Annotated in this window: 11 protein-coding genes and 3 pseudogenes; 1 reads left to right on the forward strand and 13 read right to left on the reverse strand. The window is 40.5% G+C overall.

What is annotated here, in order from left to right:
- Positions 1-206: 206 nt before the first annotated feature.
- The 7 genes and pseudogenes from F8S12_RS14590 to F8S12_RS14615 form a co-directional block, all read right to left on the reverse strand.
- Positions 207-1694: a dolichyl-phosphate-mannose--protein mannosyltransferase gene (locus F8S12_RS14590; protein ID WP_196516931.1), complete on the reverse strand. Its 1488-nt coding sequence runs from the start codon at positions 1692-1694 to the stop codon at positions 207-209.
- Between the two features lie 79 nt (positions 1695-1773).
- Positions 1774-2340 carry a GNAT family N-acetyltransferase gene (locus tag F8S12_RS14595; RefSeq protein WP_196516930.1) on the reverse strand — a complete coding sequence of 189 codons (567 nt, stop codon included), beginning with the start codon at positions 2338-2340 and terminating at the stop codon, positions 1774-1776.
- A 147-nt stretch (positions 2341-2487) separates the two neighbouring features.
- Positions 2488-2847, reverse strand: coding sequence for a XisI protein (locus F8S12_RS14600; protein WP_196516929.1), 360 nt, complete (start codon positions 2845-2847; stop codon positions 2488-2490).
- Positions 2817-3254: an element excision factor XisH family protein gene (locus tag F8S12_RS14605; RefSeq protein ID WP_196516928.1), complete on the reverse strand. Its 438-nt coding sequence runs from the start codon at positions 3252-3254 to the stop codon at positions 2817-2819. Before F8S12_RS14605 ends, F8S12_RS14600 begins: the two co-directional genes overlap by 31 nt.
- Positions 3255-3266: 12 nt before the next feature.
- Positions 3267-5768, reverse strand: coding sequence for a phosphoenolpyruvate synthase (ppsA, locus tag F8S12_RS14610; RefSeq protein WP_196516927.1), 2502 nt, complete (start codon positions 5766-5768; stop codon positions 3267-3269).
- Between the two features lie 353 nt (positions 5769-6121).
- Positions 6122-6214 (reverse strand): annotated as a pseudogene (locus tag F8S12_RS40610) (IS630 family transposase); the annotation flags it as partial.
- A gap of 297 nt (positions 6215-6511) precedes the next feature.
- Positions 6512-6730: pseudogene (locus F8S12_RS14615) on the reverse strand (hypothetical protein); the annotation flags it as partial.
- A gap of 116 nt (positions 6731-6846) precedes the next feature.
- Here F8S12_RS14615 and F8S12_RS14620 point away from each other — a divergent pair.
- Entirely contained in the window at positions 6847-9126 is a 2280-nt protein-coding gene (locus F8S12_RS14620) for a DUF1796 family putative cysteine peptidase (protein WP_196516926.1), read from the forward strand.
- A gap of 84 nt (positions 9127-9210) precedes the next feature.
- On the opposite strand, the gene F8S12_RS14625 is transcribed toward F8S12_RS14620, so the two are convergent.
- The 6 genes and pseudogenes from F8S12_RS14625 to F8S12_RS14650 all read right to left on the reverse strand — a co-directional run bounded on the left by F8S12_RS14625 (position 9211) and on the right by F8S12_RS14650 (position 16139).
- Entirely contained in the window at positions 9211-9606 is a 396-nt protein-coding gene (locus F8S12_RS14625; RefSeq protein ID WP_196516925.1) for a DUF5615 family PIN-like protein, read from the reverse strand.
- Positions 9603-9977, reverse strand: a complete 375-nt coding sequence (locus F8S12_RS14630; RefSeq protein WP_196516924.1) for a DUF433 domain-containing protein — start codon at positions 9975-9977, stop codon at positions 9603-9605. The genes F8S12_RS14625 and F8S12_RS14630 overlap by 4 nt, the downstream gene beginning before the upstream one ends.
- Before the next feature lie 112 nt (positions 9978-10089).
- Positions 10090-13890 carry a sacsin N-terminal ATP-binding-like domain-containing protein gene (locus F8S12_RS14635; RefSeq protein WP_196516923.1) on the reverse strand — a complete coding sequence of 1267 codons (3801 nt, stop codon included), beginning with the start codon at positions 13888-13890 and terminating at the stop codon, positions 10090-10092.
- A gap of 317 nt (positions 13891-14207) precedes the next feature.
- Positions 14208-14426 (reverse strand): annotated as a pseudogene (locus F8S12_RS14640) (amidase family protein); the annotation flags it as partial.
- Entirely contained in the window at positions 14374-14511 is a 138-nt protein-coding gene (locus F8S12_RS14645) for a hypothetical protein (RefSeq protein ID WP_196516921.1), read from the reverse strand. The gene F8S12_RS14645 and the pseudogene F8S12_RS14640, both read right to left, overlap by 53 nt.
- Before the next feature lie 116 nt (positions 14512-14627).
- Positions 14628-16139 (reverse strand): acyl-CoA synthetase, encoded by a 1512-nt coding sequence (locus F8S12_RS14650; RefSeq protein WP_196516920.1) that lies wholly within the window; start codon positions 16137-16139, stop codon positions 14628-14630.
- Positions 16140-16217 lie beyond the last annotated feature (78 nt).

Consider the following 16217-nt stretch of genomic DNA (forward strand, 5'->3'; position numbering starts at 1 on the left):
GTGTTTTGTAGTTTTAATATCATCGGCTTGGGCTTTTAACAGTCTAACAGTAAATAAAGCTACATAATGATAATAAATGTGATGTCACTGCTTTTTCACGTCAAACCGTTTCTCTCCGACTCGGAAAGGGACAGACTTAAAGAAAAGTTCAAACTGACGTTATGTTAAGTTGAGAAAACTGCTCAATGTTCCCATACCTTCTTTAATCAGATCCAAGAGTTGAACCACATTCGCAGTTTATAGCCCTCAGGGGACAGGGGTAAAGCCAAATATACAGGCATCCAGAAAATAAAAGCAGCCAGAATGATAAAAGTAATGGTGATACCTAGCGCCCGGAGTTGTTGATAATAACTGCGAAGACACTGATCGACAAACCAAGCGATCGCTAAAAATACAAACACTACTGCACACATATAATGGTAGATAAAAACGCACCTCGTTACCTTCATCCAAGGTACTAAGTTTGCGGCATAATTTAAAATTAAATATAAGGCAATCCAACTATCGACACCAAGAGTTTCAGGCACAGAAAAACGCTTTTGCTTTACCAAATTAATCACAACTTTTGATACCAGCATCCCTGTTAAAAACAACATGGCAGCAACACCAAACCACCACAAAAAGGGATTGCCCATTGCATGAACATCATAAATAACTTTCCCAGCACCAGCAGGTAAAGGCGGCCCCATCACAGGTAATGGAGCAGTGATACTTTCAGCCATTTGATAATAATATGCCATTGGTCGAATCATCAAAGGCCATTTGTACCAGGCGGCACAATAAGGATGCACGTTAGGACTATTGCCACCTAGCTGTAAGTGAAACTTTAAAATTTGCTGATGTACTGCAATAAATCCATAAGTTTTATCTAGTTGAAGGTGGGGAATCCAAATGATGCTGTAGATAAAAGCTGGAATTAGTCCTAGATAAAACAACATTTGGAAAACATTTAGCTGAGTCAGGTTTTGTAGTGGTGTCTGAGATGAAGGAGAATAATTACTAACTCCTGCCTCCTTCAATGAGGGGGATATAAAAAGAAGTTTGGAGTTAGGAAGAGAATACATTCCCTGAATTATCCATGCTGTTATCCAAATGAGATAAGCACCTGACAGGAACCATAAACCATTCCACTTAGTCCCGACTGACGCACCAAAAGCAATGCCAGCAAGAACTAACCAAAAAGAACGTTGCCGATGTTGGTTATCTAATGCCAATAATAAAAACCAGTGTCCTAATAAACCAAAAATGACGATATAAATATTACTTAAAGCATAGCGAGACTCAACTAGAAAGATGCCATCACAAGCTGTGAATAAACCTGCAAGCATTGCAAAGCTACGACGATAACTTAATTGATAAGCGATCGCAGCCACAATTAAAGGAATAAATGAGCCGGTGAGGGCATTTAACCACCGATAAGTCCAAGGCGATCGCAATGAACCTGTCAGCCCATTTACCGTATCGTGCCAAAAAGGAATGTGACTACCAATCCAAATGCCGATACCAATAATATATTGACTTAGCGGCGGATGAGCATTAAAAAATGGTGTATGCGTGAGATAATTATTACCGAATTTAGCAAAGTAAACTTCATCAAATACCAGAGTATTGAATCGCTCCAATCCCCAAAATCGCAAGGCAACTGAGAGAATAAATATACTCACCACCCCAATTCGGAACCACTTTTTAGTCATTAGTCATTTGTTATTTGTCCAAAGTCCAATAAGAGTGCTGAGTTAAGAGTCAAGAATTATCCCCTATTCCCTTAGTCCCTTACTCTCCCTCATCTCCCCCTGCTCCCCCTACTCCCTGCTCCCTACTTACCCTCCACTCTTCAGGTGCATCTAGTTTAAACAGAAGTAGTTCAATGCCGTAATACTTGTTTGTCCGCCCTATTGGTTTCATACTCAATCGTTCAGTTACACGGATTGAAGCATGATGTCCTGGCTTCACTACGGCATAAATCACTGGCAAGCTCAAAACACTAAATCCGTAGTTGAGCATAGCTCGTCCTGCTTCTGTTGCATACCCTTTACCCCAAGAAGCTCGCCGTAAGTGCCAGCCTACCTCATAATCTTGAGTGAGTAAACCATCTTTGTCAGGCAATTGTTCGAGAAGGATAGTTCCCACAATTGTTGTAGTTTCTTTTTCGACAATTGCCCAAGATCCATTACCATTTTCGTTAATTAAGCGCAGACGTTGTGACTCAACACTTGTGACGCGAGAGCCGAGAAAGTGCGTAACTTCAGGGTCATTATAAATTACAAACGCTTGTTCGGCATCGCTTTCGGGTATCCAACTGCGAATGATCAAGCGTTCGGTTTCTAAAAGATTTGTCATCTTGCTTTTGGCTAAACTAAATCGCCATTCTGCAAAATAGTAAGATACTTATGGTTGAGCAGTCAAAAGTTTTGTAGACAATTACACAAACAAAATATAGCGATCGCTATGCTATGGGCAATTATCCAGAAATATAACTACCGTTGGCTAGGTAATCGCAAATTCTGAATTTTCTCTCAGTTCCTCAGACCGGAATCCCAATACAATCCGATCCTTTGCTACACCTGCCCTAACTAATTCTGTTGCTAGCCCCTCCTCAGTGCCATCACGTTGAATCCAAATTTTGTTATCAATAATATCAATGTGAATCAGACAGCCGTGAACGCGGCGGGTTGCAGTTACGGAAAGTTCAGGTACTGGTTCTCGACCAAGAATCATCACTAAATATCGATCCTGTTCTTTATCAAAAATAGTTTCATGCTGAATATTACCGTAAGAGTAAGGAATTTTCGTGTGTTCAGTAAGAAGGGTGCAAATTATCTGTCTGTATTGTTCCAGAGTATCCATCGGACTATAATCTCCCGCTTTGGATTGAAAACAATGAGAGGAATTTTGTAATCTTCCAATATAAGTTTACCAAGGGGTTCTTCCTCAAAAACGTCATTAAAAATATCCTCGTGAACAGCAATATACAAAACCCTCTCTGGATAATTGCGGGACATTACAGCAAGGTAAGTAAAGTACTGACCAATTGCCTGTTCGAGGTTCGCCACTTCTGAGTCACCACTGAAAGTTTTGATTTCAACAGCAATTTTCTGCGTTCCTTTTTCTGCTATGAGCAACTTTTCGGCTGCCAAATCCACGTAAAGATCCTTTTTTCCCCACTTTAGATGAAAGGGGTCATCAGTAACAATCCAGCCATCTTTGATCAGCGCATTCTTTAAGTTATTGTGGTAGCGGTCTTTAGCTGGCATACATTACTCAAATTACGAATTACTACTCTCAACTTTCGCAACTTCCAGCATTGTCTTTAAAACCGAATCTGGATTCAGACTAATCGAGTCAATTCCCTCTTCAACTAAAAATTTGGCAAATTCTGGGTAATCACTGGGTGCTTGTCCACAAATGCCGATTTTGCGATCGCATTTTTTCGCCGCTTGTATCGCCATTTTGACCATTTGCTTCACACTCTCACTGCGCTCATCAAATAACCGCGCCACTAATGCCGAATCCCGATCTATTCCTAATGTCAACTGAGTTAAATCATTGGAACCAATGGAAAAGCCATCAAATACTTTAGCAAACTCTTCAGCCAAGATGACATTACTGGGCAACTCGCACATTACGTAAACTTGCAAACCATTAACACCCTGCTGTAAGCCATTTTTTGCCATCTCTGCCAAAACCAAACGCCCCTCATCAGGAGTACGGCAAAAGGGAATCATCGGGATGACATTAATCAAACCCATATCTTCTCGTACCCGCTTTAGGGCATGACACTCCAAAGCGAAAGCTTCTCTGTAGCCTTCATCATAGTAACGCGCCGCTCCCCGCCAACCCAGCATGGGGTTTTCTTCATGGGGTTCAAACTGTCGCCCACCTAATAAGTTGGCATATTCATTACTTTTAAAATCTGACATTCGCACAATCACAGGCTTGGGATAAAATGCCGCCGCAATTCTGCCTACACCTTGGGCTAATTTATCTACAAAATATTGAGATTTATCGTCATAAAGTGCAGTAATCTGAGCAATTTTAGCTTTCACAAATTCATCTTTTAACAAGTCATAGTGAATCAACGCCATTGGATGAATTTGGATTTGGTTAGCGATGATAAATTCTGTTCGTGCTAAACCTACGCCATCGTTGGGAATTGCTGATAAACTCAATGCTTCTTGAGGATTACCCACATTCATTAAAATTTGAGTGCGGGTACGGGGTAAGTTTTCTAATGGGACTTCTTGAACTTCAAAAGGTAATAAGCCTGCATAAACTTTTCCTTCTTCGCCTTCAGCGCAAGAAATTGTAACCTCTTGACCAGGTTTCAAGATTTCCGTAGCATTGCCGCATCCGACGATCGCAGGTACACCCAATTCTCGCGCAATAATCGCTGCATGACACGTTCTGCCACCAGAATTTGTGACAATTGCACTGGCGCGTTTCATAATCGGCTCCCAATCGGGATCAGTTCTCTCTGTCACCAAAACTTCCCCAACTTGGAACTGTCCGAGTTTCTGAACATCTAAAATTAAGCGGGCTTTTCCTTGACTAATGGCTTCTCCAATAGCACGTCCAGTAACAAGGGGGAGTAGGGAGTCGGGAGTCGGGAGTGGGGAGTGGGAAGATTTTTCGCCAGTTCCTAGTCCCCAATTTCCAGTCTCCAATAACAAGCGATAACTCCGCAATATATTTCCCGTTTTCTGCGACTGGACGGTTTCGGGACGCGCTTGGACGATAAAAAGTTGGTTAGTAATGCCATCTTTCGCCCACTCAATGTCCATTGGGGTGTAAATGCCGTGAACTTGAGAATAATGGTCTTCAATTAAACACGCCCAATTTGCTAATTGTAAAATCTCTTGATCACTCAGGGCGAATTTGCCTCTTTCACTGGTTGAAACAGTTACATTTTTCGTTAATTTGGAGCCGTCATCATAAACCATTTTTAATTCTTTGCTGCCCAACTTCTTATCAATAATTGGACGAAAGCCTGCTTTTAAAGTTGGTTTAAAAACATAGTATTCATCGGGATTTACAGACCCCTGTACAACATTTTCTCCTAAACCATAAGCAGCTGTAATCAATGCTGCATCTTTAAAACCGGTTTCTGTGTCAATGGAAAACATCACCCCAGAGGTTGCTAAGTCAGATCGCACCATTTTTTGCACACCCACAGCTAGAGCAATGCTAAAGTGGTCAAATCCTTTGGTGTGGCGATAAGAAATAGCGCGATCGGTAAATATGGAAGCAAAGCATTTATGACAAGCTGCTAAAACTCCCTCAGCACCGACAACGTTAAGATAAGTTTCCTGCTGTCCGGCAAAACTAGCATCGGGCAGATCCTCAGCAGTGGCGCTGGAACGGACTGCAACATCTGTCTCTGCATGGTATTTTTCACAAAGACTTTGGTAAGCTGTGGCGATCGCTTCTCGCAATTCTACCGGAAATGGAGTGTGGATTAATAGCGATCGCGCTTTTTTTCCCCGTTCTCGTAAATTTTTGACATCTTCAACATCCAAGTCGGCAAAGAGTTTGCGGAGTTTGGCTTCTAACCCTGCTGATTGAATAAAATTACGATAAGCGTAGGCAGTGGTAGCAAATCCAGTGGGAACGTTAATACCTTTGGGCGTTAGCTGTTGAATCATTTCCCCCAGTGAGGCATTTTTCCCACCAACTATAGGGATATCAGCAATGCCAACTTCATCAAACCACAGAATGAGCGATCGCTCTTGGGAAAATTGAGATAAAGTGCTTTTAGATACTGTAGCCATAAATATTACCTTCTAAAGTCGTAAATACGTAATTGCTAGTATATTTTTCTCCTGTTTAATTTTAGTGCTTGTAGCAACTGTGTTGCAGGGTAGGGTAAAGTAGCTAAATTTTGACTTTTTACAGGATAAAGAAAAATAATTTGGTTACCCTAAACACATAACTCCTTAAGAGTATTTATGTCACGGAAACCGATATCATAAATAAACGTAAGGTTTTGTTTGTACCACTTGATTTATATTGGTTTAGAGAAACTTTTGTGACTAACATTGCGATTTTCGTGACAACATCGCAATTTTTGTCATAACATAGCGACTTTCATGACTAACATCACGACTTTTGTAACTAAATCATGCTGCGTGAACCCAATTTTCTTCAACCCTCGTGAGATTGTGCCATCGCTGATGTCGCCCTCCCACAGTTGAGCCATCTCTACCTGGGTTTTATCCAGGAAGGCAGGAGGCAGAGGGCAGGAGGCAGGAGGAAAAATGGGGTCTTGGGTTTAAGACCTGACTTTTCACGGTATCTGAAAAACCTCTCTCTAAATCTCTCTCCTAAAAGGAGAGAGACTTTGAATTTTCCCCCTTCCCGACACGGGAAGGGGGTTAGGGGGTTAGGTTTTCGTGGACTTATCCACATAACGTGAAAAGTCAGGTTTAAGACAAGAACACTGAACTCTCGTTCAGTGGCTCTAAATCAGTAGGGGTCGAATCCCCTACTATTTACTCCTTCTGCCTCCTTCAATACCATGAGATTTAGCAAAAGCCCGAAATTCATCCCAGTCTGTGATTTTGTGGTTGTTTCCAGGCGGATGGTTAGGCAACGGCAGAATATCTCCGGTTTCAGCTTTGCGCTGCAACCATAGGTTGATCGTGTTGCGGCTGAAGTTGAACAGTTCGCTGGCTTCGCTTTTCTTGAGTCCATCTCCGTGGACTAATAAAAACTCAAAGTTACGGGATAACATCTCCTAATGTTTTGGATTTTGAATCGCTCTTAAGAGTTTTATGTGATATTGTCTAAGCAGTTTTGAGAATTCAGCTTTGCTGTTTGGTATCGTAGCTCTAAATCAGGAAGAAATCTATGTATCGATTCCAGATCAGCGCATCCACGCAAATAGGTGAATCCATCGGTATCGTCGGTTCTACCCCCGAATTGGGACTGTGGGACATTAAAAAATGTGTCCGCCTTCGTACAAATGCCGCTCGCTATCCTTTATGGTGGACAGAGACAAAAATCGCCATTCAGCCATCTCTGGAGTCAGATGATGTCTCACAACAAGCCACTCCGTATCTACACCAGAAAATTGAATATAAATATATACGTCTCGATTCAAATGGCGGCGCGCGATGGGAAGCTTTAGGTTCAAACCGCTGGGTGCCGATCAATCCTGACGAGTCCAATACTATTGTTGTTGATGATGGCGCATTCGGTTATTTGCAGCCTTATCCATTCGGATACGTTGAAGAGCCTACTGTCAAAATGCCCCTGAACGAAGAGTCTGAGAGGCTCAAAATTGCAGTCATTGGCAGTTCTGTTGCATTTGGTCATAAAGCCTGGCTATTTAAAGGTTGGGTCTCGCTTTTGGGAGAGGCTTTGCAGCAAAAATACGGACACCAACTCGTAAATATATCTGAGGCGGGGACAAATGTCAGCAGAACGATCGCCCGTTTTATCTCAGATGTCACCCCAGAACAACCGGATGTGGTCATTATTACCCTGTCTCTGGGCAACGAAGGGTTAGCCCAGTGTGCCCCTCACCAACGCCGGGCAATACAGCGACGGTTTGAAAGTGGCTTGCAGCTGCTTGTCAAAATGACGCGCGAAATAGGAGCATATCCGATTCTGGGTGGGGTCTATCCCAATAACAACTATGAGTCAGAACATTATTTGCTGCTAAAGGAGACACACAACCGGATGCTGAATTGGGGCTTGCCCGTACTGGATTGGTTAGCAGCAGTCGATAATGGACAAGGACGCTGGAAAGCGGGGATATCCTTCGACCCGGCTCACCCCAACACAATCGGTCATCGCCTCATGTATGAAGCGATCAATCTGCATTTGTTCCAGATTGACAAAAATGAATTGGCAAGAGAAGAGCAACGCTTTCGACAGAGGAATGAAGTCCCCATCTACCTTGACAATGGGGGCTTCCATGTCTTTGCTCATATCGAAGAAAAGCGTTTACGGATCACCAATTTATCACAATACAGTTACACGATCGCTCCCTATTGGCAGGAACTACAAACTGCACTGCAAAGTAAGGCAGGATTGATACCGGGCATTTACATTGCCAAGTCTGTCAAGGAAGGGACACCCCCCTTCTTTGCCGTGCAAGAGGATGGCGCGATCGCAACCACAATAAACATCCCCCCTGATGCTGACCTAGAATATAGAGCCACCTTCAATCTCTTTTCGCCGAACAACTCACAAGTTTTGTTCTATGACGGGGATCTGGGGATTTTACAATCGGACGAACGCAACCTCTGGGTGATCAACGAATCAGAGAATGAGTATAATATCCAGCCGATGTGGCAGGAAGTTTGCAACGCACTGAAAGCCATGCCATCGGGCGTCTATGAAGATCCACTTGCTCCCAATGCTCCCTTTCGTACCATGATGATTGGCAACAATGGGCTAGAAAGCCGGGTGAAAGCGCCGCCCAAGTCTGCTATGTTGTTTCAATACAAGTGTAAATTAACGGATATCAGCCGTGTTGCCATTCTCCCCCTTGGCGATCGCTGTGCCGTCCGCATGATGTTGTATAAAATGGAGTACGACGGCCCCGCTTTTCCGTTTGATCTGACGCGCACCACCAATATTGGAGATGTTGCCGATGCGATCAAAAACGGTTTTGATGACATGTGGAACCCTGCCTTCCTGCACTACAGTCAAGATGCAGGCAGAATCTATCATAGTAAGTGGTCGGGTCTGTCCTTTGCCCATGAAGTCGAGGAGACAGATGACCCTCTTAATAATATGTCTCCCGTCCATGAACGAATGCGCGTTCGATACACAGCACGCTCTGAAAGGTTTTGGTATGCACTGCGGCACTGCGACAAAGTACTTTTCGTTCGCACAGGAATTAGCGATCGGGCTGGTGTGATTGATCTGGTTGACAAATTGCAAAAACAATGCCAGGGGAAACCATTTCAACTTTTGATCCTTTCTCCCCAAAGCGATGATGAGTTTTTAAACCTTCCCAATGTGCTGCATTATAATGTTGAGTTTAATCCCGATCTGATGTATGACGATTTGGGACACTGGATGTACTGCACAGAGGTAATGCGCCAAATTCTGAAATCCCTTGATGTGTCCAGTAAAAACCTCTTTTGGTGCCCGCCGAATCCTCCGAAGGAGTGAGAAATTGGATAGGGGCAATGCCCTTCGACGCAGGCTCAGGGTAAGACCTGCGGCGGCCTACGCTTACGCTCAGGACTCCAGACCTTACGGAATGAAAACTCTCCTTGCACCTATGTAGTTCCCAATGTAAAGCACAATTTCAACCAGACGATCAACACAATCTTCTCGATAACTGGAGTCAGTTAACACTCGATCAGCATTACCAATTGTTACCACAGGTAATGAGTTCGGGGTATTTTCTTCACGCATGACTTGTTCAAGTGAGTCTTCATCTTTCATGCTTCGATTTGCTGTAAGTAAAATCATTTGATTCTTTTGAGCCAGCCTCCAGACTACTCTATCGCTGCTATCAATTGACAATCCCATCTCTTCAAAGGTGACAAAACGAATTGGGACAGAATCAAGCCAACCAAGGCTTGCAATACTCCCAAGAAGGATTCGTGCATGTCCCTTGAGGTTATGATCAACTAAAAAAATCATGACTGGGACTGATGTCGTGCCTTCGATGCCTGAAGTTTTTCCCAGGCGGCTTCTAGTCCAGGTGGTGGTGGTAGGGTTGCAATCTGGGCAACGCGCTCACGATTTTGTTCTTCATAGTACTGCCGAAGTTCCTCAGCTTCCTTAAGAACAACTTGGTACTCGGCTTCAATTTCAGCCCGATGTCTCTCTATGTAAGAGAGCGCAGCGTCGATTTGTTCTTCAGTCAGGTCAAACAAGGAGCGAATAAATTTAGGAGGGTACTGGGCAGTCACGTAATCCATAACATCATAGAGGGTGATACGGGTTCCTGCGATCGTCAGTCCGCGCTCTGTGCGGATAATGGCTGTTTGTCCACTTGATGCCAGAGTCATATCATTAGCTCCTCTGAAAACTAATTCTATACTACACCTCTGCAAAACCTCTTCTGGTGTCCACCCGAACTCCCAGTTTATAGGCAAATAGAACTTATTTATTCATTTTCAGTTAGTTAAGATTATCTACTTCTAATTTTATGAGTTCCATTGTTGGATTTGTTGTAACATTAAAAACTCTTGCGATTAGATATTTATCTGCTATTTCCATTAGAGCAAACTCATTTGGTGAAATAAAGAAAGCGACTTTCTCTACATTTTTGCTATGTGGTGTTGCTTTACTGTCAATGTATATTTCTTTTCCATTCTCCACAATTTTAAAATCGTGATCCTCAGTTGTATTTTCTAAAATATTACGCCAAAACACCTCTACAAAATTTCCTATTTTGAAACCAGTTTTTGTTTTTTGAAGAGGTCGTCTGCTGTATTTTTGGCTGTAAATACGTTTTAGTTCTTCATACACAAACAACTCACCTTTTCTACCCAAATCTTCATCAGATTGGTTGTAAGGTCTGTTTCCTTGGTTAATTGCAACACTTTCAGGCTCTTTTGGATTTAAAAAATTTTCAGGAATAAGGTTAATATCATAGCCTTTCTCGTTTAAATACTCTACTCCGGTTGCAAAAGTTTCTAAAAGCAACACAATCAAAAGTCTTTCAGCATATCGTATACCTAAAAATTTACCTAAAGGCTCAACCAATCCATCTAAAACTCTTGGACTATACCAATTACCGACATAGTAAAAATTATTTTCTTCTGCCCAAGAACTTCGTTTTTGTTTATCATCTTCATTGCCATAAGACAGATAAATTTCAGAAGTTTCAAAAAAACAAATGTTTTTGAGCTTCTTGTTTATTCGTTCATATTCTAATTCCCACTCTTTAGGATTTTTTGATTTTTCAACAGATATAACTGCAACCAATGGAGAAATATGCACAAGTTTGTTTTTTAGGTCTTTGATTTCTACTTTGCTGTTTGGAATAGAGACTGTTACTTTATCAATAATTGCTACCCCAAACAAACGCAACAATTCAATAATTTCAGGAGTTAGTTTTTCAGTGTATGCCAACTTTGAAGCCCTAAAACCTTCAACAGTAACAATAGATAAATCTTTGGGATAGAAAAATATACTTCCGTCTTTGGACAAAAGCTTATTTTCTGTACCCCAAATGTTGATTTTTTCTTTGTCTGAACTATGCAAATTTATTGAGGCTAATTTTTCATAGATTAGCCTTATTCGTTTTTCATTATCCTTCTGTTCTTCCTCGCTTATAGTTATATTTTGCGATATGCTTGCAAGTACTTGCAGGTAGTCGCTTACTCCCAAATCCCGTTTAAAATTCAGATAATTTAACCAATCGGGTGGAATAGGCTCATTATAATCAAAAATAGGTAAATATTTCCCTACCATTTCTTTGATTTTGGGTATATCACTGCTAAAAACTTCTGAGGCTTTTAAGCAGGTTTCTTGAGTAGTAGGAATGAATTTAGAGTTTTCCAAACTCCAAAAAAAGTAATTTTTAACATCTACTTTACTTCCATAATGTCCCCAAGGCATCGAAGCTAACTTCTCAACTGAATTAATGCTAATACCTAAAAAGGCTTGTTTCCAAAATAACCGAGCAAAATTTATACTTTCTCTAGCAAGTTCAGAATATGCTATTTTATTTATGTAGACTGAATTATAAGAATTTACCAAAGTAGGATATCTGTGACCTTTATTGGCTTCTGCTCCAACTTCTTCAAAATATTCAAGTTCAATTTTATCTAAATCATTACTGCGATTGACTTTTATATATTGCAATTCGATATTTTCATTTACACCAATTTTCAGGAAAAAAGTTTTCCATTCACTTTTGAAATCTTTGCTTTCAAAATAGGTGTCAGAAACATAAAAATCGTTTTTATAAACGGTTTCGATACGTAACTCAGGCTCGTAAAAATCAGATAAATATGTACTTTCAGCAGTAATTAAATTTTTTTCTTTGGTTATAATTTTAAATTTTTGTAATTCTTCATAATGTTGCTCTTGCAATGTACCTTTTTTATGAGCATTAAAAAGGTATCTACCAATTTGTAAGGCATTATCTTTTGTAATATATGTATCAACTTGGGCAATAATATTTTTTTCAATAAAGCTCAAATCTGAAGGCTCACTTACACCCAAAATTTCAAGCCAATTTCTGATAAATTGATTTTGATTGATTTTTTCTACTACGCTATTGTGAATTATGCTAATATCCGAACTAAAACTATCTGAAAATTCAACTGAAGGAAAATAAATGTGTTTGGGGGTTTTCGGTTTTTGAGTTTCATCTAAAATAAAAGGCGTATATCTTAACTTTTCATTCCAAGTATTTCTTTCGTCATTTTTTGAACGTTCGGCTTGTTTATAGAGAAATGAAATAAGTTTAAAGTTTTCTTCCAATTTGTGTTCACTTACAAAAATATCAGAAGCAAGAAATCCTTCTAGATCATCAATATCAAACATTTTAACGCCTATTTTACCCAAAGTGCTAATAGGTTCTAGATAAGGCACAAAAGAATCAATAGTAAAACTTGTTGATAATTTTTGATTAACATAACTGATAAGTGTTTGCTTATCAATAAAATCGGAAATATTTGTTTTATCAAAAATAACTTGGCTAACTTTTAACAAGTCACAGCTTAAATTTGGAATAAACGCAATCGTTTCAAGTGCTTCTTTATAGCCTTGGTTAAAACTTTGCTCTAATGCACTAGAACCATCCAATTTATGAGGTAAAATACTCAAAAACTGCTTATTGTATTTGCTTGATTTACTTGCAAGTTCGGCAACCCACGCAAAGAACTTTAAAGGAATTTGTCTAAAAATCCACTGATTCCAAAAAACATCTTGATGCAAATGTTCTCTTCCTGCATCAGTCAAAAAACTTGCATTAACCAAAAATGGAAAACTGTAATTAATAGAAGTCGGCAAATAAGTAAATATTAAACGATTTTCTTTATCAATAGCCTTCAATCTATTTTCTTTTAATTGAATGGCAAACGAAATTTCTGTACGCAATGCATCTTTTAGCTTTTTTGGTGATTTTTCATCATCATTTATTTGTTTTCGTACATCTAAGGGAATATCAAAATGTTCTGTTTTAATAAGCCATTCGCTTTGTGTATTACCGTTTCTTTTTAATAGAGTAATTTCTTCTTTTGTTTTTTCAATTATTAGTTCTTCGCTGCTATTTACTGTTATTAAAACTTTTTCACTACGCAGAAAAAGGACAATTTGTGTATTAGAAAGTAAATTAGCTAAATCTTTTTTAAGTTTTTCAACCTTATCGTATTTGATAACTGTTGAAACGTTAAAATCCCGAAAAACAGAAAGCTGTTTTAATTCTGGAGGTAATTCTGTCCAAATCGGAATAACTTGCCAAGGCATTTTTGGCTGTTCATCTTTATGCTTGGCTCGTCTTTCATTCTGCCAAGCACTTTTACTGCTCCACTTGCTATTCCAATAGTCTTGCCAATAGTTTCTATCATATCGAAAACAGAAATTTTTGCTTTTAATAATTACAAAATTAGAATGAGAGAAAACAGACTTAAAGCCAATTCCTTTAAAGCCTGTTTTATTGTTATCTCCTGTTTTTGTTCCGTCACCCGCACTCGATATGCTTTCAATGTCAATTTTTGAAAAAGGCTCTCCCTTATGTGAAACTATCAGATAATCACCTACGAAATCTATTTGAGCATCAAGCCTATTATTTTGATTGCTTGCATCATCAGCATTTTGAAGAAGTTCATAAATAAAACGCTGACTATCGGTATTTATATCTCTTGAAATTGTATTACAGAGATTTGCAGTAGTAATAGCCAATTCAGGATTGTTGTAATCTGAATTATTGTGGGTTAGATTTTCAAGAAATCGTTTTTCTGTCATTGCAAATATCTCTGTTATTGGGACTTAAACAAAAAAAAACTATAAAATAGCCTCAAATGTATATACAGAGAGACTTTGACATCTTTGTGCTTAATTTATTGATATATCTGGGTTTCAGCCATCTTTGAGCATTTAGTGTATTTCCTTTACCCTTCATGGGTTTGAGGCTTGTTTTTTACTCAAAAATGTTTAAGTCCCGCTATCTCCTCTGAAAACTAATTCTATGCTATACGGATAAAAAACCAGTTAGGGAAAAGCGATCGCTTTTCCCTAACTATGAGTTGGCAATAACAGTGAATTTTAATTGATGCCATTCCTCAATAGCCCAATGGATGCCGGAAATCACCAACCACTTTGTCAAGTTCTTGAGCGATCGCTAGCAACTCCATCTCGCGCCATCGCTTGCCCACAATTTGCATTCCAATCGGTAAGCCATTGTAAGTTTGTCCTATGGGAATCACCACCGCCGGATGACCACTGAGATTAAATGGCATGGTGTAAGATCCATTTGCCACCACATAAGGATAGGATTTGCCCATCAAACACTTCGACAGCAGAGACTTGGCGATCGCAAATCATCTGAGCAAGTTGATGGGCGGGTAGGAAAACTAAGTCACTCATCGGTCGATTTTACCTCATTTTTCGGACTCCCAGGCTTGATAAAGTTAATTATATTGACTTAAGTTTAAGGGGTTACAAGGTTTGAAACTCTAGGTTTAATTAGGGCTTAACGATCGCTATAATCGAAATAGTTCAACCACCGTCGGCTTAATAACTTTCCCCATAGCGTTGCGTGGTAATTCTTCAAGCGTCAAAATTTGGGTTGGCACTTTATAAACAGCCAATCGCTCTTTTACCCAACTCCTAAAAGATTCTAATGTTAAAGTTTGTGAGCTTTGCAATACTAACGCCGCACAGACCCGCTCACCCCACTCTATATCTGCAACCCCAACTACTGCACATTCTTGAATATCTGGATGCGATCGCAACACTTCTTCAATTTCCAAAGCAGAAACTTTATACCCTCCTGTTTTGATGATATCCACGCTCATCCGTCCCAAAATGCGGTAGTTGCCATTCTCGACTACGGCAGTATCTCCAGTGCAGAACCAGCCATCTTGGAAGGCTTTGGCGGTTGCTTGGGGATTTTGCCAATATTCTAGAAACACTCCAGGGCTTTTAACTTGGATCTCTCCTGGTGTTCGTGTTGAGACTAACTCCCCGTTCTCATCTACTAATCTCACTTCAACTTCAGGCAGGGGCTTCCCCACATATCCTGACCACCGTTGACCGTGTAAAGGGTTCGATAGCGCCATGCCTATTTCCGTCATCCCATAGCGCTCAAGCAGAAAATGGCCGCTGATAGTCTGCCACTTTTCTAAAACTTGAACTGGTAACGCTGCCGAGCCAGAAACCATCAGGCGCATTTTAGCACAGCCTGCTGACATACTTTTTTGGCGTTCGCTTGAAGCAGCTTCCCAAGCTGCAATCAGCTTCACATAAATTGTCGGTACTGCCATAAATAGGGTTAAGTCACCATCACAAATTCGGTTCCAAACAATTTCGGCATCGAACTTGCTCAACAGATGGCACTGTGCCCCAGCCCATAAAGCACAAGTCAATACGTTGACAATCCCATGAATATGATGTAATGGTAATACATGTAAAATGCGATCGCTAGATGTCCATTCCCAAACGGTGGTCAAGCTAGTTACTTGCGCTTGAATATTTTGATGAGTCGTAACCACACCCTTGGGTTTACCTGTTGTACCGCTAGTGTAGAGAATTAAAGCGCGTCTAGTGATATCTACATCTGGGAGTGGAGCAATATCAGATGGAAGCGTTTCTGAGGTGAGGATAAATCGCAAATTTTGTTCAGTTGCGATCGCTCGCAGTATAGCCTCAAAATTGGGATGGGCAACGATAATCGCTGCTCCAGAATTTGTAATGACATACTCTAGTTCTGGTCGCGGGTGGGAAATACACAGAGGTACAGCGATGCCACCAGCACGCCAAATCCCCCACTGAGTAGCTACATACTCAAACCCAGGCGGGATCAGAAAAGCAACTCGCTGCTCCTGTAAATCTTCAGTATTCTTAAGCAAATTTGTCGCTATTTGACTAGAGGCATAGAGCAAATCCCCATAGGTAAATGCTCCGACTGTTGTAGCGTTGGCGCAGCCTCTCGGAACGAGAATCGCTATTTTCTCATTGTGTTTTTCAGCACGAGTAATCAATGGGAGATTCACGTTACTTTACCGGTTGAGGGTTGATTTCAGTCTAATTACTGAAAGCATATAGCAATCCCGGCAGTGGTAAACATGTAG

The organism is Nostoc sp. WHI (genome assembly GCF_015714725.1).
Lineage (GTDB): Bacteria > Cyanobacteriota > Cyanobacteriia > Cyanobacteriales > Nostocaceae > Nostoc.